The sequence below is a fragment of the Pseudoflavonifractor hominis genome (genome assembly GCF_014288125.1).
Classification (GTDB): Bacteria; Bacillota; Clostridia; order Oscillospirales; family Oscillospiraceae; genus Pseudoflavonifractor_A; species Pseudoflavonifractor_A gallinarum.
Window position 1 is genome coordinate 308,335 of the sequence record NZ_JACOPR010000003.1, and the last position, 23,106, is coordinate 331,440.

Below are 23,106 nucleotides of genomic sequence, written 5' to 3' on the forward strand. Positions count from 1 at the left end.
TACTATATCGGATATCTGGAGGAAGGCCGCACCTCTTTCCCATTTTTTTGCAAAATTTTTCTCTCGCCCGTCCTCCCCCCTTTTGCAGGCGGCCCTTTCATGTTATAGTAGTACAGAATCTGTGCTTTTGAGAGGAGGACGGATATGTCCGGCGATCTGACCCGCGGCCCCATCACCGCCACCATGCTGCTCTTTGCGCTGCCCATGATGCTGGGAAATCTGCTCCAGCAGTGCTATAACGTGGCCGACACCCTCATCGTGGGCCGCTTTCTCGGTGCCTCTGCCCTGGCGGCGGTGGGGTCGTCCTACACTCTGATGACCTTCCTCACCTCCATCCTGCTGGGGCTTTGCATGGGGAGCGGAGCCGTCTTTTCCATCTGCCACGGCGCCGGGGACAAAGACCGGCTCCAGCGCAGCCTGGCCGCCTCCTTCCTGCTCATCGGCGGGGTGACTTTGGTCCTCAACCTGGCAGTCTTTCTCCTGCTGGACCCCATTCTCACCCTCCTTCAGGTACCACCGGATACCCGCCCCCTGATGCGGGAATATTTGTGGGTAATCTTCTGGGGGATCGCGGCCACCTTCCTCTACAATTATTTTGCCTCTCTTCTGCGGGCAGTGGGCAACTCCCTGGTGCCCCTGCTCTTTCTGGCGGTATGCGCCCTGCTCAACATCGCCCTGGACCTGGTCTTTGTCCTGGTGTTCCACTGGGGAGTGGCCGGAGCGGCCGGGGCCACGGTGCTGTCCCAGTACGTCTCGGGCCTGGGCATCGGCCTTTACACCTGGGTGCGCTGTCCCCAGTTCCGCCCCGACCGGAGCAGCTTCCGCATCCGGATGGAGCAGCTGCGGGAGATCGCCCAGTTCTCCTTCCTCACCTCCCTCCAGCAGTCGGTGATGAACTTCGGCATTCTCATGGTACAGGGGCTCATCAACAGCTTCGGCACCACCGTCATGGCCGCCTTTGCCGCGGCGGTCAAGATCGACTCCTTTGCCTACATGCCGGTGCAGGACTTCGGCAACGCCTTTTCCACCTTTGTGGCCCAGAATTACGGCGCCCGGAAGGCCGGGCGCATCCGCTCCGGCATCCGCAGCGCCGTGGCGGCCGCCCTGCTCTTCTGCGTGGTGATTTCGGCGGCGGTCTGTCTCTTCGCCCGCCCCCTGATGCTCCTCTTTGTCCAGCCCGAGGAGGTGGAGATCCTCGCCATCGGCGTGCAGTACCTCCGGGTGGAGGGTGCCTTCTACTGCGGCATCGGGTGTCTCTTCCTCCTCTACGGCCTGTACCGGGCAGTGGGCCGTCCCGGGATGTCCCTGGTCCTCACCGTGATCTCCCTGGGGACCCGGGTGCTGCTGGCCTACACCCTCTCCGCCATCCCCGCCGTGGGCGTGCTGGGCATCTGGTGGTCGGTGCCCATCGGCTGGCTCCTGGCCGATCTGGCCGGCTTCCTCTACTACCGCCGCCGGCGGGCCGTCCTCTTCGCCGGGCTGGAGGAATCGGCGGTCTGATCCCTCTCCTTTGTGCCTTTTGTTGCGCTTTCTCTCCACATTCGGTATACTGTATGTGCAATCATCCAGCAAGATCGTGAATCGGAGGTGCGCACCATGAAGAGAAACATCGCGTTGCTGCTGCTTGGTATCCTCCCCCTGCCGCTGGGGTATGCCCTGAATTTCGTCATACTCTCTCTGCCCAGTTCCAGCATTTTGCTATATGCCGTATCGATCGGTTTTCTGCTCCTCTGGGTCCTGCTGGCCCGCCGCGTCTCCGCCCGGGAGGGGCAGCCCATCGTCCAGGCCCTTCTTCTCAGCGCCTTTGGTCTTTTGATGCTCCTCCTGGTGCTCTATCAGGAATTGGTGATGGGACGATACTGGTTCAACCTGTTGGGCGCCGCCCCGCAGCTCTACTTTCTCCCCCTTCTGTCCCTGGGCTTTACCCTCTCCAATGTTTTGATCCAGCCCTTCCTGCCCACTTTGGAGATGTGGCTTGTCTACCTTCTGGCCTGGCTCCTCCTCTTTGCCGCCGGGTGTGCGGGCTGCTTTTGGAAGGCCAGAGGCAAATGATGGAAACAAAAAACATCCTCCCCACGGCCGTTCCGACCACAGGGAGGATGTTTTCTTTTATTTGGAAGTAACTCTTACAGCACCCGGGCCTTCTCCTTGATGAAGTGGCGCAGCCAGTCCCCGGTGGCGGGGTGGTCCAGGGCGAAGTCCAGGGTGGCCTCCAGGAAGCCCTGGAGGTTGCCGGTGTCGTAGCGGCGGCCCTCAAAGTCCACCGCCACCATCCGGTCCCGGCGGCACAGCTCCTTCAGGCCGTCGGTGAGCTGGATCTCTCCGCCGTAGCCCGGCTGGAGGTTCTCCAGGATGTCAAAGATATCCGACTTGAGCACATAGCGGCCCAGGATGGCATAGTTGGAGAACATCTGCTCAGGCCGGGGCTTCTCATTCATGTCGGAGACCGAGAAGATCCGCTCCTCCAGGGGGGAGATCTTGACGGAGGAGTACTTGGAGATGGCCTGGGTGGAGACCTTCTGCACGCCCACCACCGACGCGTCGTACTTCTCGGCCGCCTCGATGAGCTGCCGGGTGACCGGCTTGCGGGCCCGCATGATGTCGTCGCCCAGGAGCACGGCAAAGGGCTCGTCTCCCACGAAGCGCTTGGCCCGCCAGATGGCGTGGCCCAGGCCCTTGGTCTCCTTCTGGCGCACATAGAAGATGTTGGCCAGATCGGCGGCCCGGCGCACCTCGGTGAGCTCCTTCTCCTTGCCCGCCTGATTGAGCCGGGTCTCCAGCTCGGGATAGTAGTCAAAATAGTCGTCCATGGCCGACTTGGCCCGGTTGGTGACGATCAGGATATCCTCGATGCCGGCCTCCACGGCCTCCTCGATGATATACTGGATAACCGGCTTGTCCACCATGGGAAGCATTTCCTTCGGTACCGTCTTGGTGGCCGGAAGCATCCGGGTGCCCAGCCCCGCGGCGGGGATGACAGCTTTACGCACTTTCACAGTGAAAGACCTCCTCAGTAATCAAATTCAAAGGATTGTCCCCAGTGTACCACAGTTTGGGGAAAAAGGCCAGAAAAACCGCCGCTCCCGTTACCGGGAGCGGCGGGGCATCCAAGGAAACTCAGTTTTTCTCGGTACGCAGGCGTCCGGCCGGGATCTGGGCACGGAGGACACCCACACGGGGCAGAACGGTCAGCAGGATGGATCCCAGCACATAGCAGGCCAGCAGCTCACCCAGGGCAACCGTCACGCCGTTGAAGGCGAACATCCCCCAGAAACCAGGGCCAAAGCCCACCTCATACCAGGTGATCATGGCGCCCACGATCACGCCGTTGCACAGCACCGGCGGCAGCGGAGCCAGCCAGCGGTTGGGCATCCGGGCCGTCCAGAGGGCGGCCAGCAGCGTGGCCAGGGAACCCAGCACGGTATCCAGCGGGCCCACGGTGCTCATCAGATTGGTCACCAGGCAGCCCACAAAGAGCCCCGGCGCCGTGGCCGGAAAGAGGAAGGGGAGCACGCACAGTGCCTCGGCAAACCGGCACTGGATGGGCCCATAGGTCAGGCCGAAGAAGTTGCCGAAGTAGCTGAGTACGGCGTAGAGGGCGGCCACCATGGCGGCCATGGTCAGCTCCCGGGTGCGGGTACGGGTGTTCTGGGGTTGATTGACTTTCATATTGAATTTTCCTCCCATTTTTTGTTTAGAGAACGGATCGGGGACCTGCCCCGCCGAACGAACACGGCTGCGCCGTGCTTGGACTGGGTTGGAAACCAGTCGGGAGGTATTCTAGCATGTTTCCCGCACCTTGTAAAGGGGGAGCGCTTACCCCTGCTCCTGGCTGGCCAGGAACTGCCGGAGCTTCTCGGCCGCCTCCCCGCCCAGGGCAAAGCTGTGCTCCTCCTTGGGGCGCATGGCCTGCATGACCACGCCGGCCTGCTGGGCCAGGCGGCCCTCCTTCACCAGGATCAGGAGGGAGGCCGAGTTTTCCGCGTCCTGCACCGCCCGGTGGGCCTCCCCCGCAAAGCGGTACTCCGCCGCGCCAAGGGCATTCTGCAGGGAGAGCGGATTGGAGCGGGAGAGCCCGATGAGCCGGGTATACACCGCCTGGAAGTCGATCCACCGCTGGTTGAGCTGCCAGGGGAGCTCGGCCTCCTTGAGCCAGCTCTCATCGTAGAGCTGGTACTGGTCGCTGCGGCTCCAGGAGTAGATGCGCCCTCTCCCCTCTCCGATCCAGGCGGCAAAGTCCTCCATGGCCGGGGCAAAGGGCTTGGCCCCCGCCACGTCGGCGTCGGTGATGCCGGTGAGCTGGGTGATCCGCTTGTGGATGGGGCCGTACTCCGGCTTCACATAGCAGGAATAGCGGTCCACCAGGCGGTATTCCCGGTCCAGCTTGACCGCTCCGATCTCCACAATCTCGCTCCGGGCGATCTCCCGGGCCTCCCGGTATTCCCGGGGAATGGGATTCATCTCAAAATCCAGAAAAATATGCGTATCGTACATGTGCGCCCCTTCTTTCTCCTCCCGCTCCGGGACCTGGGTCGGGCGGTTGTTCTCAGATGTGCAAAGACCATTATAGCATCCCCGTCCGCTCTGGCAAGTATCGCTCAGATACTTTGTCCCTCTGGGGCCTTTTTGCCGAAAATACACAATCCGCCCCTTGACAAGCGGCCCGGCCTTCGCTATTATATCAGCAGAACCGGTTTTTTCCGGCTCCGGTCTGAGTTTGAACTCAGGACCGGCTCTTTTTTCTTTCGTATTGTGGAACTTGATTCCGCAATATGAAATGCAAAGAGGGCAATCGCTGTGATTGATTGTTCTGCCCCCGGTGCGGCCTTCCCACCGCACCCCGACAGAATGCAGGGAGGAATAAATCATGTTTACCAACAAACTCAAACACGACCTCTACGCCGGTAAGACCTGTTTCGGCACCTTCATGTGCCTGAACTCCACCGACGTGGTGGAAATCGGCGGCCTGGCCGGCTTCGACTTTGTCATTCTGGACTGCGAGCACGGCTATCTGTCCCCCGAGGCCACCATGCATCTGGTGCGCGCCGCTCAGGCGGGCGGCACCACCCCCATCACCCGGGTCACCTTCAACGGTGAGACCGAGATCCTCCGCGCCCTGGACGTGGGTTCCCACGGCGTGCAGGTCCCCCAGATCAACACCCGGGAGGACGCCGAGCTGGCTGTCCGCCGCGCCAAGTACTACCCCATGGGTATCCGCGGCTCGGCTATGACCCGCTCCTGCGACTACGGCAAGACCCCCTTTACGGACTACATCGAGCACGAGAACGCTGAGACGCTGGTCTCCGTCCACATTGAGAACATCATCGGCCTGCAGAACATTGAGGAGATCGCCGCCGTGGATGGCGTGGACGTCCTCTTCCTCGGGCCCTACGACATGTCTCAGTCCATGGGCATCCCCGGCCAGACCGATCACCCCCGCATCCAGGAGGCCGCCGACATCGTGCTGGCCGCCTGCAAGAAGTACGGCAAGATCCCCGGTGTGTACGCCGAGTACCCCGAGATCGCCAAGATGCGTGCGGAGCAGGGCTTCCAGTACATCCCCATCGGCATGGCCACCACCCTCATCACCCGCGCCTTCACCGACCTTCTGCACAAGGTGAAGGGTGAATAAGTTTTTCCTTTCCCATTTTCCCAAAACTCTTTGACTCAAGCAAAAGCGCCGCGTCCGAAACGGGATGCGGCGCTTTTGCGTGTCCCGGGCCCCGGGACGGGGGTTGCGGCACGTCCCCCGGGGCGGTATAATAGGAAGGCAGGCCGCGCCCCGCCGGGGAATGGCCCCCACCCTGCTGCGGCAGAGGAAAAAGGAGTGTTTTACGATGCAGAAACCCGTTCTCGTGGTCATGGCCGCCGGCATGGGCAGCCGGTATGGCGGACTCAAGCAGGTGGACCCTGTGGGCAGTCACGGCCAGCTCATCATCGACTATTCCATCTACGACGCCCACCGGGCCGGATTTGATACCGTCGTCTTTGTCATCAAGCGGGAGCTGGAGGAGACCTTCCGCTCCTCCATCGGCGACCGGCTCTCCCAGGTCATGGAGGTCCGCTATGCCTACCAGGAGCTCACCGATCTGCCCGAGGGCTACGCCGTGCCCGAGGGGCGTGTCAAGCCCTGGGGTACCTGCCACGCGGTGCTGGCCGCCCGGCATGTGGTGGACGGCCCCTTTGCCGTCATCAACTCGGACGACTACTACGGCCCCGAGGCCTTCCGGACCATTTACGACTATCTCCTCTCCCATCCCGACGGGGACTACTATGAGTACGCCATGGTGGGCTACTTGCTGGGCAACACGGTCACCGAGCACGGACACGTGGCCCGGGGCGTGTGTGTGGAGGATGAAAACCACTACCTCCGCCAGGTCACCGAGCACACCCACATTGAAAAGGACGGGGACCACGCCCGCTTCACCGAGGACGGCGGCGCCACCTGGTCCGCCCTGCCCGGGGACACCATCGTGTCCATGAACCTGTGGGGCTTCACCCCCAGCTTCCTGCGGGAGGCCCAGTCCCGCTTCCCCGCTTTCCTGGACCGGGCCCTCACCGAGCAGCCGGAAAAGGGGGAGTACTTCCTCCCCAGCGTGGTCAGCCAGCTCATCGACGAGGGCAAGGCCCGGGTGCAGGTCCTGCGCAGCCACGACCGCTGGTACGGCGTCACCTACAAGGAGGATAAGCCCACTGTGGTCCAGGCCATTGCCGACATGACCCAGCGGGGCCTCTATCCCGAACAGCTCTGGAAATAATCAGTCCCTTGGCCGGATCTCCGCTCCCCGGAGGTCCGGTCTTTTTCTGCTCTTTCAGCAGAACTTTCCCCTTGACATCCGGCCCAGGCGGCATTATTATATAAGCACAAGATTACTTACTTTACTTTTGTTTAGGAGTGAGCGCCATGACCCAGCGGGAACGGCAGCTGCTCCGATGGATCGAGGAGAATCCCCTCATCTCCCAGCAGGAGCTGGCAGACAAGGCGGGCATCACCCGGTCCTCGGTGGCCGTGCATATCTCCAATCTGATGAAAAAAGGATACATCGTGGGCAAGGGCTACATCGTCCACACCGCCCCCTACGCCGTGGTCATCGGCGGGGTGAATATGGACATCGGCGGCCGCCCCGCCCACAAGCTGGTGGCCCAGGACTCCAATCCCGGTCAGGTGCGCATCAGCCTGGGCGGCGTGGGGCGCAACATCGCCCACAACATGAGCCTTCTGGGGGTGGACGTCCGGCTCCTCACCGCCTTCGGGGACGACCTGTACGCCCAGAAGATTGCCGCCTCCTGTGGAGAGCTGGGCATCGACATCTCCCAGTCCCTCCAGGTGAAGGGGGCCGCCACCTCCACCTATCTCTTCATTGCCGACGAGCGGGGGGACATGGCCCTGGCCGTGTCCGATATGGAGATCTACTCCCACGTGACTCCCGCCTATCTCCAGTCCCGGCAGGCCCTGCTGGACAATGCCCAGCTCATCGTCTTCGACACCAACCTGCCCGCTGAGACCATCGCCTGGCTGGCCCATCACGCCAAGGTCCCCCTCTTCTCCGATCCGGTGTCTACGGCCAAGGCCGAGAAGCTCCGCCCCGTGCTGGGCAAGCTCCACACCCTCAAGCCCAACCGCATCGAGGCCGAGCTCCTCTCCGGGGTGTCCATCACCGATGAGGCGAGCCTCAACCAGGCCGCCGACGTGCTGCTGGATACTGGACTGCGCCGGGTGCTCATCTCCCTGGGCGGGGACGGCATCTTTGCCGCCGACCACCACGAGCGCGTCCACGTCCCCTGCTTCCCGGGGGAGATGGTCAACACCACCGGCTGCGGGGACGCCGCCATGGCCGCCGTGGCCTGGGCCTATCTGGAGGGCACCGACCTGCTGGGCACCACCCGGGCTGCCCTGGCCGCCGGTTCCATCGCCATGGAGAGCGCCGAGACCATCAACCCCGCCCTGAACGCCGAGACCTTAAACGCCAGAATGAACGCCTGACCCGCGGGCGCACACGGTGCGCCCCTGCTGCAAATTAGAAATGCCACTACGATCTATGGAGGTATCTCAAATGAATCTGAACAAGTATCTGGACGTCGCCCCTGAAGTTGCCGCCGCGGTTGCCGCCGGAAAGCCCGTTGTGGCCCTGGAGTCCACCATCATCTCCCACGGCATGCCCTATCCCCAGAATGTGGAGACCGCCCTCAAGGTGGAGGAGATCATCCGGGAGAACGGCGCCGTGCCCGCCACCATCGCCATCATCGGCGGCCGCCTGAAGGCCGGCCTCACCCATGAAGAGATCGAGTACCTGGGCAAGGAGGGCACCAAGGTCAACAAGGCCAGCCGCCGTGACCTGGCCGTGCTGGTCTCCAAGGGAGCCGACGGCGCCACCACCGTCACCACCACCATGATCATCGCCCACATGGCGGGCATCCAGATCTTCGCCACCGGCGGCATCGGCGGCGTACACCGGGGCGCCGAGACCACCATGGACATCTCCGCCGACCTGGAGGAGCTGGCCAACACCCCCGTGATGGTGGTCTGCGCCGGCGCCAAGTCCATCCTGGACCTGGGCCTCACCCTGGAGTACCTGGAGACCCACGGCGTGCCCGTCATCGGCTACGGCACCAAGGAGCTGCCCGCCTTCTACACCCGCAAGAGCGGCTTCGGCGTGGACTACCAGCTGGACACCCCCGAGGAGCTGGCCTCCGCCTTCCGCACCAGCCTGGACCTGGGCTTCCGCAGCGGCATGCTGGTGACCAACCCCATCCCCGAGGAGTACTCCATGGATCCCGCCGTCATCAACAAGGCCATTGAGGACGCCGTGGCCGAGGCCAAGGCCCAGGGCATCCACGGCAAGGCCACCACTCCCTTCCTGCTGGCCAAGATCAAGGAGATCACCGGCGGCAGCAGCCTGGACTCCAACATCCAGCTGGTCTTCAACAACGCCCGTCTGGCCGCCCGGACCGCCTGCGCCCTCTCCGCTCTGAACTGACGGTTCTGCACAAAAATCCACTTGCTTTTTCCCCTTCTTCTGGTATACTATTTAGTAGTATAGTACCACTAAATAGAGAGACGGGCATATCCGTCCGCAGAAAGGGGCAGCGCACATGGAACTCAAGCACATCAACAAGCTGGAAAAGCCCATCGCCGTTGAGGAGATCCGCGTTATGGTCTCCCCCGATTGGGTCGACCGCTGGGTCGAGCTGGACGACGAGGTCTGGACCAGCCGCCTGAAGGTCTCCGAGGGCTTCCTGGGCAAGGAGATCTGGATCAGCCGGGACGTGCCCGGTGAGATCAATGTGGTCATCTACTGGGCCGACTACGACATCTGGCAGAGCCATGACAAGTCCGGCTGGTGCATCGAGCTGGACCAGCAGATGGAGCAGCGCATGGAGGGCCACCTGCTGAGCATGGAGTTCAAGTTCAAGAAGAACCAGAACTTCAAGTGCTACGAGATGTCCAATGTCTAATCTCTGATTCTCTTTTCGATCCGGTGTGTTCTGCACAAGAACACACCGGATCTTTTCTTTGCATTTGTCATTTCTGACGGGTTATGGTATACTGTGGCCAGCAGACCCCCATGAGTCCACCAAACAGGAAAGGAGCATTGTCATGAAAGGAACCTCTCGCACCGCCCGGCGTCTGACCGCCTGTGTGCTCACCGGAGCACTGGCGGCCGGCTTTGCCGCCGTCCCCGCCCTGGCCGCCGAACCGGCCTCCCTGGAAATCGGCATTTACTCCACCACCGACATGCACGGCAAGTGCTACGACCTCAACCCCATCGACGGCAAAGAGGTCAAGAACAGCTACCTCAAGGTGGCCACCGCCATGGAGAAGGAGCGCGCCGCCATGGACGGCACCATCCTCATCGACAACGGCGACATCATCCAGGGCAGCTCCATCATCAGCTACAACATGAACATGGAGGGCGGCAAGGACAACCCCATGGCCATCTGCCTGCGCTACATCGGCTATGACGCCTTTGTCCCCGGCAACCACGAGTTCAACTTTGACATGGAGACCCAGCAGATCTTCTACGATATGCTCTCCGACACCAGCTCCAAGTACCCCGGCAAGCCGGTGGACGCCCTGTGCGCCAACTACATCAATGTAGCCACCCAGGAGCCCAACCTCACCCCCTACAAGGTCATGACCTTCGATGTGGGCGGCTCCGAGTTCAAGGTGGGTATCCTGGGCTTTGAGAACGTGAACGTTCCCAACTGGGACCTGCCCACCCACTATGAGGGCTCCGACTTCGTCCACAAGGACAACACCGAGCGCACCTATGCCTACGAGTGGGTCAACTACTGGCAGAAGGAGCTGCGGGAGAAGGAGGACTGCGACTTCGTCATCGTGGCCAGCCACTCCGGCGAGGACAGCGGTCTGGTGGGCGCCGGTGACGGCGACGCCGTGGAGACCGGCAAGACCGATTTCTCCCCCGAGAACCAGGTCCGCCACCTGGTGGAGAACACCACCGGCATCGACATGGTCATCGCCGGCCACAACCACAAGGTGGGCGTCACCGAGATGAAGAACGCCGACGGCCAGACCGTCCCCTGCGTCAACGGCGGCACCTCCACCCTCACCAAGACGCCGGTCACCATCCGCTCCGATGGCACCTTCACCATCGGTGAGAGCGAGAACCTGGACCTCACCACCTATGAGAACGACGCCGGCCTCAAGGCCCTCATGCAGCCCTACTATGACCGGACCCTGCCCTTCATCACTGAGCAGATCGGCACCCTCTCCGGCGACTGGGACGACGAGACTGACCTCTTCCACGTCCAGAGCGACACCATGAACCTGGTCCACGAGGCCCAGCTGTGGGCCACCGGCGCGGACCTGTCCCTGGCCTCTCCCGTGGCCAACAAGGACTTCTGCATCGGCCAGCTCCTGGATGGAAAGGACTCCGCCCCCATCAGCCTGAAGGACTGCTACTCCTTCTATAAGTACGACAACAACCTCATCTACATGATCCAGATGACCGGCAAGCAGATCAAGGACTGGCTGGAGGATTGCACCAAGGACTTCACCGTGGAGGCCGGCGGCACCATCACCGGCGGCGGCTTCGGCACCGATCAGCTCTACGGCATGGACTATGACATCTACATGGGCAACCCCGAGGGCAGCCGGGTGGTCAACCTCACCTATCAGGGCAAGCCCGTCACCGACGACCAGACCTTCAAGGTGGCCCTCAACTCCTACCGCCTGTCGGCCAACGCCGCCGGCGATGAGTTCGGCTGGTACGCCACCACCGGCATCACCATGGGCACCGACGCGGTGCTGTGGGACGGCTCTGTCTCCGAGGAGTTCGGCTCCATCGGCGGCTCGGTCACCCTGGTCATCGCGGAGTACATCAAGGCCATGACCGCCGAGGGCAAGGACATCACCCCGCCCGAGGCCAAGAGCCACTGGACCCTGAACGCCGGCACTTCTCCCGCCGCCGACACCGTGACCCGTCTCCAGTTCGCCGAGAGCCTCTATCAGGCCATGACCGCCGACGCTGAGACCCTCGCCGCTCCCGCCGACGAGCCCTTCACTGACATCGCGGACAACACCGCCATCCTCTGGCTCTCCGGTCAGAAGGTCATCTCCGGTGACGGCACCGGCAAGTTCAACCCCAACGCCCCCATCACCCGGGAGCAGGCCGCGGTCATGCTGATGAACGCCGCCGCCGCGCTGGACAAGGGTCCCCAGGGCGCCTGGGCCGTTCAGATCCCCTACGCGGACGCTTCCTCCATCTCCCCCTGGGCCAGCGAGGGCGTCATGTGGAACGTGATCCAGAAGTACCTCCCCGTGGGTGAGGACAACCAGTTCGCCCCCCAGGGCACCCTCACCCAGGCGGACGCCGATGCCGCCATCGCCGCCCTGATGGCGCAGAAATAATCACAAATCCCATCCCGTTAAAAAAGCTCCCCGCGCCTTTTCGGCGCGGGGAGCTCTTCGCTTATTTACAAACTTATTTCACCGACTGCGCCGCGGCCAGGATGGCCTCGGCGGTCATGCCCTGCTGGCTCTGGAGGGAAAAGGCAAGGCCGTCCCGCACCCAGACCGCCAGAAAGACCGCCGTGCCGTCCCCCTTCAGGGTGACCGGTCCGTCCCCGGTCTCCACGGTATCGGTCCAGGCCCAGGTCTGGAAGTCGCCGCTCACATCCTCTCCTTCGCCCATGCGGTAGACCAGCACGGTCTCCCCGCTTCCGTCCGTATAGCGCACCTCGGCCAGCACGCCGCCGATGGCGGTATAGGCTGACGGGGTCCATCCCTCGGGCAGCTCCTCCGGCAGCTGGATCTGGAAGGACACCGCCTTCTGGAGGGCATCCAGATTCTCTGCCGGCTGGACCGGGTTTCCCACGCTCACCCCGGTGGTGGGAGTGGGCGCGGGTGCAGGGGAGGAAATCCCCTGGGTGAGCCCCCAGCCGCCCAGGGCCACCGCAACGGCCAGACAGGCCGCCGCCGCGCTCCAGTTTCAAAGGCGGGGGCCCGGCTGAGCAGCTGCACCAGGGTGTCCTGGAGCACGTCCTCCGCCTCGCTCCGGTCGTGGAGATAGGCGTAGGCCAGATGGAGGATGGCCGCGCCGTGGGCCTCCAGCGCCTGTTCCACTGCCGTATCTTCCATCTTCCTTCCTCCTTTCCAAGGGTTCTTTCCCGGCGGAGCTCTGCTCAGGCCAGGAAGCCTTCCAGGGTCTCCGGGGCAACCCCCTCCGCCCAGGCCTCCGGACCGGCGCCGTAGGACTGGGGCGCGGTCATGCCCAGCGCGGTCTGCGAGGCCCGGGCATAGCTGTCCACCCCGTAGGTGAGGTTCATCTTCACCGCCTCGTCTGCCACCAGCACGCCGTTGTCCTCCGGGCACCATGTGACCTCATAGCCCATGGGACCGGCCACCGCCCGGAGGGGGACCATCCACACGCCGTTCTCCTGGTAGGGGGCGGCTCCCCCCAGATCCACCGCCGTCCCCTCCACGGTCACGGCAGGGGCGGAGACGGGCGCGGGCGCAATGGGAGCGGCTGCCAGCGCCGCGGGCATCATACTGACCGCACAGGCGGCGGTGAGCATCATCTGATGATATTTCATATTGACTGCACATCCTTTCCGGCCCATTGGCCGTTCTGTCTGATATACAATCCAGCCGCCCCTTTTGTTGCACGGAAACGGCAATTTCTTTGCTTGCACCCTCCGGGCCCCTGGGGTACAATGGGGCTGTGTCCTCCCATTTTAATGAAAATTTCAGAAAATCTAAATCCCTTTTCTCCCCTGGTACCGTATACTATGAGAGAAGGACAGGGGCGAAAGGAGTGCTGCGGCATGGAGATCACACTGGAACAGGTAGAGCGCCTGCGGGAGAAGAGCGGTCTCTCCTATGAGGAGGCCCGGGACCTGCTGGAGCGCTGCCACGGCGATCTGCTGGACGCCCTCATCGAACTGGAGCGGCAAGGCCGGCTCCGGCCCGGCGGTGGGGGGACCTACTCCACCCGGCCCGGCGCCCATCCCGCCGCCACTCCCACCGCTTCCTCCGACCGGGGCCGGACGCGGGAGGAGCGGAACGGCACCCACAGCGGCGACGCCTTCTGGGAGCAGATCCGGGAGGGACTGCGGGCGGTGGGCGACGTGCTCCGCCCCAGCTCCGTGCTGGAGATCTGGCAGGACGGCCGGCAGCTCACCGCCGTGCCCCTTCTCATCCTGCTTCTGGCGGTGATGTTCGCCTTTTGGATCACCCTGCCCCTGCTGCTCATCGGCCTGGTGGCCGGCTGCCGCTACCGGCTCGCCAGCCCCCATGTGAACCTGGAGGTCCTCAACGGGGCCCTGGGCGCCGTCTCTGACACGGTGGAGGACTGGAAGGAGTCCTTCCGCCGCCGTCCCCCCAAAGACTGATCACCGGTCCGGCCCCGTCCGGACCGAGAAGGAGAATCCATTATGTCCGAACACATCCTGCTGGTGGAAGACGAGGAAAAGCTGGCCCGCATGGTGGAGCTGGAGCTGCGCTATGAGGGGTATGAGGTGGAAAAGGCCTTTGACGGCCGCACCGGCCTGGAACGGGCCCTCTCCGGCGCCTTTGATCTGATCCTGCTGGACATCATGCTCCCCGCCCTCTCGGGCATGGAGGTCCTGCGCCGCCTGCGCCGGGAGAGCCAGGTCCCCGTCATCATGCTCACCGCCCGGGATACCGTGGTGGATAAGGTCTCCGGGCTGGACTCGGGGGCCGACGACTATATTACCAAGCCCTTTGCCATTGAAGAGCTGCTGGCCCGCATCCGCTCCGCCCTGCGCAAGCGCGCCCCCATGCCCACCCGCACCCTGCGCGCGGGCAGTCTGGTGATGGACACCGACCGCCACGCCGTCACCATGCAGGGCACCGCCGTGGAGCTCACCCGGCGGGAGTTTGATCTCCTGCGCTATCTGCTGGAAAACAAGGAGAAGGTGGTCACCCGGGAGTCCCTCCTGGACCACGTGTGGGGCTTTGACTATGTGGGCGAGACCAACGCCGTGGATGTGTACATCCGCTTCCTCCGGGCCAAGCTGGAGGAGCCTTTTGGCGAAAAGCTGATCCACACCGTCCGGGGTGTGGGCTATGTGATCCGGGAGACCGGAGGAGGTACCAAATGAAAAAACTCACTGCCATTGTCTATACCAGCCACACTGGCTTTACCAAGCGCTACGCCGGGATGCTGGCCCGGGCCTCGGGCATCCCCGCCTATGACCTTTCCCAGCGGAAGGAGCTCCCCGCTCCCGGCTCGGGCGTGCTCTATCTGGGCTGGCTGTGCGCCGGGCGCATCCAGGGCCTGGCCCAGGCCCGCAAGCGCTGGGAGGTCCAGGCCGTCTGCGCCGTGGGACTGGCACCCATGCCCCCTGAGGGTGTGGAGGGACTGGCCGCCGCCCACCGTCTGGGCAGCACCCCTCTCTTCTACCTCCGGGGCGGATACGCCCCCGACCGGGTGCGGGGGATGTATCGGCTCATGATGCAGCCCATGCTCCGCATGACCGCCAAGTCCCAGGAGCCGGAACAGCGGGTCATGCACACCGTTCTGGTCCAGGGGGGCGATTTCACCTCGGAAAAGCTCCTCCCCCCCGTGCTGACCTGGCTGGAGTTTCACACATGATCCGTCGAGAGAGGTGATGGTATGCCCCGATCTCCCCGTGAGACAGCCGCGCCCCTCCAGCGCATCAAGTCCTCCATCGTGCTGCGGCTCAACACCAAACTCTTTTTCCGCCTGCTGGGCATCTATCTGGTCATGGACCTGCTGCTGGCCGCCCTGTGCCTGGGGGGCATGCTCTTCTGGGCCGAGCACCAGTGCGCCGACATCGCCGCCTTGGTCGAGGAACGGGGCGTCCCCTCCGCCGAGGCCGCCGTGTGGATGTCGGCGGGAGACTACACCGTGACCGCCCTGGACCGGCCGCCCCAGGGCCTCTCCTATCCTCTGGTCTCCCCCCTCCCGGGGCTGGAGAATGCCCTCCACACCATCGACCTCCAGGGGACGTCCACCGGCCAGGGGCTCCCCCAGCTCACCCGGGCCACTTACACTGTGGAGCTGCGCAGCAGCCAGGGACAGCCCTACGCCATCCGGCTGGACATCCAGGGCCCGGTGACCGTGATGGGGGTGGCTCTGCGCCTGCTGCTCCTCTTCCAGCTCCTCTCTCTGCTGAGCAATCTCTTCCGCAACGCGGGCACCATCCGCCGCACCCTCAAGCCCATCCAGGAGCTGGCCGCCGCCGCCAACCGGCTGGGCCATCCCGGGGCCATGTCCCCGGAGGAGCTGCGCTCCCTGGCCGGCAAGCTGGATCAGATCAACGCCACCCATCTGGACACCCGCATCTCGGTGCCGGGCACCCAGAAGGAGCTCCAGATCCTGGCCGGGGCCATCAACGCCATGCTGGACCGGATCGACGAGGCCTACCGCTCCCAGATGCGCTTTGTCTCAGACGCCAGCCATGAGCTGCGCACCCCCATCGCGGTCATCCAGGGGTATGCTAACCTCCTCAACCGCTGGGGCAAGGACGACCCCACCACCCGGCAGGAGGCCATCGACGCCATCAAAAGCGAAGCCGACTCCATGAAGGAGCTGGTGGAACAGCTCCTCTTCCTGGCCCGGGGGGACAACGACTCCATGCACATCGAGATGGAGTCCTTTGACCTGACCGAGATCGCCGCCGAGGTCTTCAAGGAGACCGGCATGATCGACCGCAGCCACCGCTTCCAGTCCCGGTGGGGCGGCCCGGTGCCCGTGGTGGCCGACGTGGGCCTCATCAAGCAGGCCCTGCGCATCCTGGTGGACAACGCCATCAAGTATACCCCCGCCGGTGGGGCCATCACCCTGTCGGTCTCCTGCGAGGGGGGCGAGGCCCGCCTCTCCGTGCAGGACGAGGGCCAGGGCATCGACGCCGCCTCCCTCCCCCACATCTTCGACCGCTTCTACCGCACCGATGAGTCCCGCACCCGCCAGACCGGCGGCACCGGCCTGGGCCTGGCCATCGCCAAGTGGATCGTGGAGCGCCACGGCGGCTGGTTCGAGGTGGTCTCCTGGGAGGGGGTGGGCACCCGCATGACGGTGGTCCTCCCCGCGCCGGCCGCCCAGCCCGGAGAGCCCGTCCAGTCCAAGAGCGCGTGAGCCAAACCGCACACAAATGCGGCCCGGAATCTCTCCTCCGAGATTCCGGGCCGCGTTTTCTTATTCTACGGGCATCTGCTCTGCCGGGGCGCTCCCCGCCCAGTCCTCCAGCTGGTGGAACCGCCCCCGGGGAAAGACCAGGGTGACCTCAGTCCCCTGCCCCGGCTGGGAATCCAGCCGGATGGCAAGGCCCAGCCGGGCGCACAGCTTCTGGCACAGGTAGAGCCCCAGCCCGGTGGAGCGCTGGGCGGCCCGCCGCCCGTTGGCCCCGGTAAAGCCCTTGTCAAAGACCCGGGGGAGGTCCTCCGCCGGGATGCCGATGCCGTTGTCCGCCACGGTGAGGAGCACCGCGTCCCGCTCACACCGGCAGGCAAAGCGCAGCACCGGCTGCTCCGAGCGGTACTGCACCGCATTGGCCAGGAGCTGGCCCAGGATGAACTCCACCCACTTGGGGTCGGTGTACACGGTGGCCTTCCACTCCCCCAGCTCCAGCCGGAAGCCCGCCCTTATGAGGGGCCGGGCATACTGGCGCACCGCCGCCCGGACCGACTCCTCCAGCGCCATGGTGCGCACCCGGTAATCCCGCTCGGCGGTACCGCTGCGGGCGTAGAAGAGGGCCTGCTCCACATAGCGGTCGATCTGAAAGAGCTCCTCCTCCAATGCGTCGGCCAGGGTCCCCGGGTGGTTCTCCAGCAGCAGACGGGCCGAGGCGATGGGGGTCTTGACCTCGTGGATCCAGGTCTCCACATACTCCCGGTATTCCCGGCTCTCCCGCCGGGCCTGGCCCAGCCGGTCGTTGCCCGCCCGGCCCAGCTCTCCCAGGCGGCGGCACAGGAGCTCCCCCTCCCAGAAGTCGGGCTCGGGCAGCGCGTCGGGCAGAAAGAGCCCGTCCGGCCCATCTCCGGTCTCCTCCACCGCCCGGTAGAAGCGCCACCGGCGCAGCCAATCGGCCAGCAGCGGCAGGAGAAGGCATACGGCCAGCACCAGCTCCAGAAGGCCGATGGCCCGGCCGTCCACGCCCAGGGCCATCAGCAGTGCCCCGGCAAAGACCATGGACACCGCGCCCCCGGCCAGCTCCCCCGCCCGGTCCCGGACATATTCCATCAGAGACACAGCTGATACCCCTGTCCCCGCCGGGTGGCCAGGACCTCTGAGAGCCCCAGCTCCTCCAGCCGCCGGCGCAGCCGTGCCACATTCACCGTGAGGGTGTTGTCGTCCACGAAGGCGTCCGACTTCCACAGCGCCTCCATCAGGGCATTGCGGGAGACGATGCGCCCCTCGGCCGCCAGCAGGGTCTGGAGGATGCGGCTCTCATTGCGGGTGAGCTCCACCTCCACCCCGTTCCGGGCGGCCACGCCCCGGCCCAGGTCCAGCGTGAGCCCGCCCCGGCTCACGGCGGGGGACACGCCCGGACAGGCCCGCTGGAGAAGGCGGGCCATCCGGGCCAGCAAGATCTGTGTATTGTATGGCTTTGTGAGGAAATCGTCCGCCCCCAGGTTCATGCTCATGAGCTCATCCAGCTCGGTGGCCCGGCTGGTGACCACGATAATGGGCATCTGGGAGCGGCGGCGTACCTCCCGGCAGACGTGGTAGCCGTCATACCGGGGCAGGTTCAGGTCCAGCAGCAGCAGGTCGGCCCCCGAGGCGCAGACCTGCCCGGCCACGTCCTCAAAGTCGGCGGTGGTCACACACCGGTAGCCGTACCGGCTCAGGAGGGCGGATAGCTCCTGCCGGATGCCCGCCTCGTCCTCCACCAGAAAAATGGTGTGTCCCATGGTCAGTCCCGGCTGCTCAGAAGGAGCTCCTCCACCGAGCAGCCCACATAGTCGGCCTCCTCAAAGGTGGTGAAGGGGCCCACCGAGAAGCGCACCGTCCCCTGGGGATAGGTGCCCAGGGTCTGGTGGGCGGTGGGGGCACAGTGGAGGCCGCAGCGGGTGGAGATGCCGTACTCCTGCTCCAGGCGGAAGGCCATCTCCCCGTTGTCCCCGGTGGTGAAGTCCACCGAGACCACCCCGGTGCGCGCCGTCAGATCGTCGGTGCCCACCACGCGCAGGCCGTCCTCCTCCAGCTCCTTGAGGCGGGCCCAGAGATGACAGGCCACCTTGTGCTCCCGCTTCCGCAGCTCCTCCTCCTGCTCCTCCAGATAGGTGAGGGCGGCGTGGAGGCCGTAGATCCCCGGCAGGTTCAATGTGCCCGCCTCAAAGCGGTCGGGCAGGAAGGAGGGCATGGTGAGCTCGTGGGAGACGCTCCCCGTTCCCCCGGCCACCAGGGGGGTGAGCTCCCCGGCCAGGGCGTCGGTCACCACCATGAGGCCGATGCCCTGGGGGCCCAGCAGGGCCTTGTGGCCCGGGAAGGCCAGGCCGTCAATGCCCATCTCCTCCATGTCGATGGGCACCGCCCCCGCGGTCTGGGAGGCGTCCACCAGAAAGCGGATCCCCCGCTCCCGGCAGAGCTTGCCCACCGCCCCGATGGGGAGGATGGTGCCGCAGACATTGGAGGCGTGGGTGAGGACCACCGCCCGGGTCCCCGGGGTCAGATGGGCCGGGACCTCCTCCAGCAGCAGCTCGCCCTTGTCGTTGCAGGGGAGGAAGTCCACCTCCACCCCCTCCGCCTGGAGCTGGGTGAGGGGGCGCAGCACCCCGTTGTGCTCCATGGGGGAGGTCACCACCCGGTCCCCGGGCCGCAGCAGGCCCTTGATGAGATAGTTCAGGGAGTGGGTGGAGCCGGGGGTGAAGATCACGTTCCGGGCCCCGGGGCCGTTGACCAGGCGCTTGACCTGCTCCCGGGTCTCCAGGGCCAGGGAGGCCGCGTCGTAGGCGGCGGCATAGTCCCCCCGCCCGATGTTGCACCCCACATTCAGGATATAGTCGGCCATGGCCTCTCCCACGCCGGGGGCCTTGGGGTAAGAAGTGGCTCCGTTGTCCATGTATACACGTCTCATCGCGCTTGTCCCTCCGTTGTTCTCTCAGCCCAGCTCGGTCTCCAGCACCGGGCGCAGGCGGTAATCGTTCTGTTCCATCTGTAACAGCAGCCGCTCCAGCGAGGCAGAGGTAGCGGCGCTGCCGGTCAGCTCCATGCGCACGGTGCTCCGCCGCTTTTCCAGCCGGGAGAGGATGCCCGACACATTCATGGCGCTCGTTCCCTCATAGGGCGAGGCGTCCAGGTTGGCGCTCCACAGGTGCCAGCCCGCCTCCTCCACCGCCCGGCGGGTGGTCTCGTTCCCGTTCTCCAGGCAGACGATGTGGCTGCGGCTCCAGACCAGATCGGCCAGCAGGGCGTTGCCCTCCTCCAGGGCGGCGAGGGTGGTCTCGGCATCGCTGCCGTCCACCAACAGTCCCACGGCGTGGCCCGCGCCCATCACCCGGCGCACCTGCTCGTCCAATTCAGCCAGCTCCTCCGGCCGGAAGAGGAAGAGGGCCTGCTCCCCCCTGCGCTTCAGGGCTGTAAGAACCCCGTCCAGCCGGGTATCCTCCCCCTCGCAGCGCACCGCCAGATAGACCCACAGTCCCGGCGTCTCCTCGGGCACCTCCGGCGTGGGATCGGGGAGGATGGGGGGCGCGGACGGGGTGGGCGTGGGCGTGGCGGTGGGCACCGCGTTCAGGCTCTGGATATACCGGTCATACCGGTCCTGCCGGTAGGACTCCGAGGAGTTGAGCAGCCGCTCGTCGCTGAGGGTGGCATAGCTGTTCTTGATGCGGATGAGGGTCCCCGCCGTCTCGGTGGGGCGGTAGCTGTACTGGAGTCCGAAGAACTGGCACACCCCGTTGGCGGGCACAAAGGTCTTTCCATTGCGGACAATAGCCCGCATCTCCACATACTCGTCATTGGCCAGACAGGTCTGGGCGTTGATGTCGAAGATGAGCGTCCCTTTGAGGCTGAACATGGTCAGGGCGTGGGACTCGGCGTCCTTGTACTCCAGGCAGGAGATCCCCAGGTCCACGCCGGTGTTGTTCTTGTTCTTGTCAAAGACGGTGTAGGGCACATAGATGGTCCCCCCCACCGCCACGGGCATATTGGCGGTGGTGAGGCCGTCCTTGTCCAGAAAGCTCTCGTTCACCGCCAGCTGGTAGACCTCAGGCTCCCCGGCGGCGCTGCCCCAGGGCAGGACCAGGAGAATGGCCAGGACCAGCGCGCACAGCGTCATCCGCCGCAGAATGTTTTTCCGCAAGGGCCGCGCCCCCTTTCTCTGTGGATTCAATCCTTTATATTATAGCATGCCCCCTTTCCCCGGTAAAGGGCAACCGCCCCGCTTGCATCACCTCTTGCATCCCATTCCCCCGCCGTAGTATAATGGGGATACTGCAAGGCGCGGTCCGCTGCGGCGTGCCGCCGTCCGTCCTGGACGGACAACTTTGACTCTCCCATGAAAAGAGGAATGACCCATGGATTACGCAAAGGAATCCCTGAAGCTCCACGCCCAGTGGAAGGGCAAGCTGGAAACCGTCCCCAAGATGGCGGTCGACTCCAAGGAGGCCCTCTCTCTGGCCTACACCCCCGGCGTGGCCCAGCCCTGCCTGGAGATCCAGAAGGACCCCGCCAAGAGCTATGAGCTCACCGGCCGGTGGAACACCGTGGCCGTGGTCACCGACGGCTCCGCCGTACTGGGCCTGGGGGACATCGGCCCCGAGGCCGGTATGCCCGTCATGGAGGGCAAGTGCGTGCTCTTCAAGGCCTTCGGCGATGTGGACGCCATCCCCCTGTGCGTGCGCAGCCAGAATGTGGACGACATCGTGAACACGGTGCGCCTGCTGGCCGGCTCCTTCGGCGGGGTGAACCTGGAGGACATCGCCGCTCCCCGCTGCTTTGAGATCGAGCGCCGTCTGAAGGAGTGCTGCGACATTCCCATCTTCCACGACGACCAGCACGGCACCGCTGTCATCACCCTGGCCGGACTGGTCAACGCCCTCAAGGTGGTGGGCAAGAAGATGGAGGAGGTGGGCATCGTGGTCAACGGCGCGGGCGCCGCCGCCATCGCCATCACCAAGCTCCTCCTTTCCGCCGGGGCCAAGAACATCATCCTGTGCGACCGCACCGGCGCGGTCTACGCCGGCCGGGAGAAGGGCATGAACTGGGTCAAGGAGGAGATCGCCCAGGTCACCAACCTGGAGAAGAAGAGCGGCTCCCTGGCCGACGTGCTGGCCGGTGCCGACGTGTTCATCGGCGTCTCCGCCCCCGGCGTCCTCACCGGCGACATGGTGCGCACCATGGCCAAGGACCCCATCCTCTTCGCCTGCGCCAACCCCACCCCCGAGATCTTCCCGGAGGAGGCCAAGGCCGCCGGCGCCGCCGTCATGGCCACCGGCCGGAGCGACTACCCCAACCAGATCAACAACGTCCTGGCCTTCCCCGGCATCTTCCGGGGCGCCTTCGACGTGCGGGCCAGCGACATCAACGATGCCATGAAGGTGGCCGCCGCCAAGGCCCTTGCCTCCCTCATCAGCGAGGACGAGCTTTCCCCCGAGTATATCATCCCCGCCGCCTTTGACCCCCGCGTGAAGGACGCGGTGGCCAAGGCCGTGGCCGAGGCCGCCCGTCAGTCCGGCGTGGCCCGGATCTGATCGCTCCTCCGACACCACAGCGCAAAATCCCTCCGGTGCCAACGCGCCGGAGGGATTTTTTTGCCCCCTTGAAACTTTGTCCTTTTTTGCGGGAACTTTTTCTCCCGCCCTCTCGTCCAATTTCATGCAGCCGGGATTCCGGCGCAAATCCGATTTCATCTTGTATTTTTAAAAGGAGTTATGACACATATGAATCACCGCTTTTCCTCTCTGGCCCTGGCCGGCCTCCTCACCGCCGGTCTTCTGACCGGCTGCGGCGCTTCCACGCCCCCCTCCACGCCCTCGCCCGATCCCTCCGCGCCGGTGGTCTCGGAGACCCCCACGCCTCTTCCCAGTGAGAGCCTCCTCCCCTCGGAGACCCCCGCGCCCGAGGCCACTCCCTCCGCCGCGCCGGAGAGCTCCTCCGCCCCCAGCGCTGCACCTTCTTCCAAGCCCAGCGCGCAGCCCACCGCCAAGCCCACCGCGAAGCCGACGGCCAAGCCCACCCCCACTCCGGCCCCCACGCCCACGCCCGCTCCCGCCACCTCCGCGGTGGACTCTGTGTGGAATGAGATCGCCAAGAGCTCCGATCTCCCCTCCCTCAGCGACGTGGATGCCGCCACGCTGGAGGCGGTCTACGGCATCTCCTCCGACGATCTGGTGGACTATGTCTGCAAGATCCCCCTCATCAATGTGACGGCCACCGAGTACTTCATCGCCGAGGTCAAGGATGGCAAGATGGACAGCGTGAAGGCCTCTCTGGAAGCCCGCCAGGATGCCCTGGACCAGCAGTGGAGCCAGTACCTCCCCGAGCAGTATGAGCTGGTGAAGAACTACCAGCTGGTGACCAATGGCAACTACGTCCTCTTCGTGGTGAGCGAGTACGCCGACGAGGCGGTTTCTGCCTTCAACACCTATACAAAGTAAGAAATATCGGGTATACTAAGCAGGCGTCCGGCGGCGGCCGTGCCCCGGACGTCTGC

Annotated in this window: 24 protein-coding genes; 14 read left to right on the forward strand and 10 right to left on the reverse strand. The window is 64.7% G+C overall.

Translation table 11 applies throughout. The features are described from left to right. The first annotated feature begins 144 nt into the window (after window positions 1-144). Window positions 145-1,500, forward strand: coding sequence for an MATE family efflux transporter (locus tag H8S34_RS06740; protein ID WP_186963401.1), 1,356 nt, complete (start codon window positions 145-147; stop codon window positions 1,498-1,500). 96 nt (window positions 1,501-1,596) lie between these two features. After that, window positions 1,597-2,052 (forward strand): hypothetical protein, encoded by a 456-nt coding sequence (locus H8S34_RS06745; RefSeq protein WP_186963403.1) that lies wholly within the window; start codon window positions 1,597-1,599, stop codon window positions 2,050-2,052. A 74-nt stretch (window positions 2,053-2,126) separates the two neighbouring features. Here H8S34_RS06745 and galU read toward each other — a convergent pair whose 3' ends face one another. The 3 genes from galU to H8S34_RS06760 form a co-directional block, all read right to left on the reverse strand. Beyond that, window positions 2,127-2,996 (reverse strand): UTP--glucose-1-phosphate uridylyltransferase GalU, encoded by an 870-nt coding sequence (gene galU / locus H8S34_RS06750; protein WP_101691851.1) that lies wholly within the window; start codon window positions 2,994-2,996, stop codon window positions 2,127-2,129. A 121-nt stretch (window positions 2,997-3,117) separates the two neighbouring features. Beyond that, a complete protein-coding gene (locus tag H8S34_RS06755; protein ID WP_186963405.1) occupies window positions 3,118-3,669 on the reverse strand; it encodes a QueT transporter family protein in 552 nt (183 codons plus the stop codon). Window positions 3,670-3,816: 147 nt separating this feature from the next. After that, window positions 3,817-4,494: a 3'-5' exonuclease gene (locus tag H8S34_RS06760; RefSeq protein ID WP_101691849.1), complete on the reverse strand. Its 678-nt coding sequence runs from the start codon at window positions 4,492-4,494 to the stop codon at window positions 3,817-3,819. Window positions 4,495-4,867: 373 nt separating this feature from the next. On the opposite strand from H8S34_RS06760, the gene H8S34_RS06765 reads away from it, so the two are divergent. The 6 genes from H8S34_RS06765 (at window position 4,868) to H8S34_RS06790 (ending at window position 11,872) form a co-directional block, all read left to right on the forward strand. Continuing rightward, on the forward strand, window positions 4,868-5,632 hold the full coding sequence (locus H8S34_RS06765; RefSeq protein WP_186963407.1) for an HpcH/HpaI aldolase family protein: 765 nt from the start codon (window positions 4,868-4,870) through the stop codon (window positions 5,630-5,632). Between the two features lie 205 nt (window positions 5,633-5,837). Beyond that, on the forward strand, window positions 5,838-6,758 hold the full coding sequence (locus H8S34_RS06770; protein WP_101692056.1) for a nucleotidyltransferase family protein: 921 nt from the start codon (window positions 5,838-5,840) through the stop codon (window positions 6,756-6,758). 146 nt (window positions 6,759-6,904) lie between these two features. Further along, a complete protein-coding gene (locus H8S34_RS06775) occupies window positions 6,905-7,984 on the forward strand; it encodes a PfkB family carbohydrate kinase (protein ID WP_101691847.1) in 1,080 nt (359 codons plus the stop codon). Window positions 7,985-8,054: 70 nt separating this feature from the next. After that, window positions 8,055-8,978: a pseudouridine-5'-phosphate glycosidase gene (locus H8S34_RS06780; RefSeq protein WP_101691846.1), complete on the forward strand. Its 924-nt coding sequence runs from the start codon at window positions 8,055-8,057 to the stop codon at window positions 8,976-8,978. Between the two features lie 115 nt (window positions 8,979-9,093). Then, on the forward strand, window positions 9,094-9,456 hold the full coding sequence (locus H8S34_RS06785) for a TIGR03792 family protein (protein ID WP_101691845.1): 363 nt from the start codon (window positions 9,094-9,096) through the stop codon (window positions 9,454-9,456). Between the two features lie 142 nt (window positions 9,457-9,598). Then, window positions 9,599-11,872 (forward strand): 5'-nucleotidase C-terminal domain-containing protein, encoded by a 2,274-nt coding sequence (locus tag H8S34_RS06790; protein ID WP_186963409.1) that lies wholly within the window; start codon window positions 9,599-9,601, stop codon window positions 11,870-11,872. A 73-nt stretch (window positions 11,873-11,945) separates the two neighbouring features. Here the strand turns inward: H8S34_RS06790 and H8S34_RS06795 are convergent, their stop codons facing one another. The 3 genes from H8S34_RS06795 to H8S34_RS06805 are packed head-to-tail and all read right to left on the reverse strand — an operon-like array spanning window position 11,946 to window position 13,056. Next, entirely contained in the window at window positions 11,946-12,416 is a 471-nt protein-coding gene (locus H8S34_RS06795; RefSeq protein ID WP_186963411.1) for a hypothetical protein, read from the reverse strand. Further along, the gene (locus tag H8S34_RS06800) at window positions 12,341-12,601 is read right to left on the reverse strand and encodes an RNA polymerase sigma factor (protein WP_186963413.1); all 261 of its coding nucleotides are present in this window, start codon (window positions 12,599-12,601) and stop codon (window positions 12,341-12,343) included. The genes H8S34_RS06795 and H8S34_RS06800 overlap by 76 nt, the downstream gene beginning before the upstream one ends. A 44-nt stretch (window positions 12,602-12,645) precedes the next feature. Next, complete coding sequence (locus H8S34_RS06805) at window positions 12,646-13,056, reverse strand: stalk domain-containing protein (RefSeq protein ID WP_180956750.1); 411 nt, start codon at window positions 13,054-13,056, stop codon at window positions 12,646-12,648. A gap of 195 nt (window positions 13,057-13,251) precedes the next feature. Between H8S34_RS06805 and H8S34_RS06810 the strand changes: the two genes are divergently transcribed. From H8S34_RS06810 to H8S34_RS06825, 4 genes are read left to right on the forward strand one after another with little or no spacing between them, the layout of a single operon-like run. Further along, the gene (locus tag H8S34_RS06810) at window positions 13,252-13,854 is read left to right on the forward strand and encodes a UBA domain-containing protein (RefSeq protein ID WP_186963415.1); all 603 of its coding nucleotides are present in this window, start codon (window positions 13,252-13,254) and stop codon (window positions 13,852-13,854) included. Window positions 13,855-13,896: 42 nt separating this feature from the next. Then, complete coding sequence (locus H8S34_RS06815) at window positions 13,897-14,586, forward strand: response regulator transcription factor (RefSeq protein ID WP_101691839.1); 690 nt, start codon at window positions 13,897-13,899, stop codon at window positions 14,584-14,586. Further along, on the forward strand, window positions 14,583-15,080 hold the full coding sequence (locus H8S34_RS06820) for a hypothetical protein (protein WP_186963417.1): 498 nt from the start codon (window positions 14,583-14,585) through the stop codon (window positions 15,078-15,080). Before H8S34_RS06815 ends, H8S34_RS06820 begins: the two co-directional genes overlap by 4 nt. A 21-nt stretch (window positions 15,081-15,101) precedes the next feature. Beyond that, window positions 15,102-16,586: a sensor histidine kinase gene (locus H8S34_RS06825; protein WP_186963419.1), complete on the forward strand. Its 1,485-nt coding sequence runs from the start codon at window positions 15,102-15,104 to the stop codon at window positions 16,584-16,586. A 60-nt stretch (window positions 16,587-16,646) separates the two neighbouring features. Here the strand turns inward: H8S34_RS06825 and H8S34_RS06830 are convergent, their stop codons facing one another. The 4 genes from H8S34_RS06830 to H8S34_RS06845 are packed head-to-tail and all read right to left on the reverse strand — an operon-like array spanning window position 16,647 to window position 20,754. Further along, the gene (locus H8S34_RS06830) at window positions 16,647-17,690 is read right to left on the reverse strand and encodes a sensor histidine kinase (RefSeq protein ID WP_243207953.1); all 1,044 of its coding nucleotides are present in this window, start codon (window positions 17,688-17,690) and stop codon (window positions 16,647-16,649) included. After that, a complete protein-coding gene (locus H8S34_RS06835; protein WP_186963423.1) occupies window positions 17,690-18,361 on the reverse strand; it encodes a response regulator transcription factor in 672 nt (223 codons plus the stop codon). The genes H8S34_RS06830 and H8S34_RS06835 overlap by 1 nt, the downstream gene beginning before the upstream one ends. A 2-nt stretch (window positions 18,362-18,363) precedes the next feature. After that, window positions 18,364-19,527 carry an aminotransferase class V-fold PLP-dependent enzyme gene (locus tag H8S34_RS06840; RefSeq protein WP_186963425.1) on the reverse strand — a complete coding sequence of 388 codons (1,164 nt, stop codon included), beginning with the start codon at window positions 19,525-19,527 and terminating at the stop codon, window positions 18,364-18,366. Between the two features lie 24 nt (window positions 19,528-19,551). Then, the gene (locus H8S34_RS06845; protein WP_186963427.1) at window positions 19,552-20,754 is read right to left on the reverse strand and encodes a hypothetical protein; all 1,203 of its coding nucleotides are present in this window, start codon (window positions 20,752-20,754) and stop codon (window positions 19,552-19,554) included. A gap of 214 nt (window positions 20,755-20,968) precedes the next feature. Between H8S34_RS06845 and H8S34_RS06850 the strand changes: the two genes are divergently transcribed. After that, entirely contained in the window at window positions 20,969-22,144 is a 1,176-nt protein-coding gene (locus tag H8S34_RS06850; RefSeq protein WP_186963429.1) for an NAD(P)-dependent malic enzyme, read from the forward strand. 189 nt (window positions 22,145-22,333) lie between these two features. Beyond that, the gene (locus H8S34_RS06855) at window positions 22,334-23,050 is read left to right on the forward strand and encodes a DUF4358 domain-containing protein (protein WP_186963432.1); all 717 of its coding nucleotides are present in this window, start codon (window positions 22,334-22,336) and stop codon (window positions 23,048-23,050) included. Window positions 23,051-23,106: the final 56 nt, after the last annotated feature.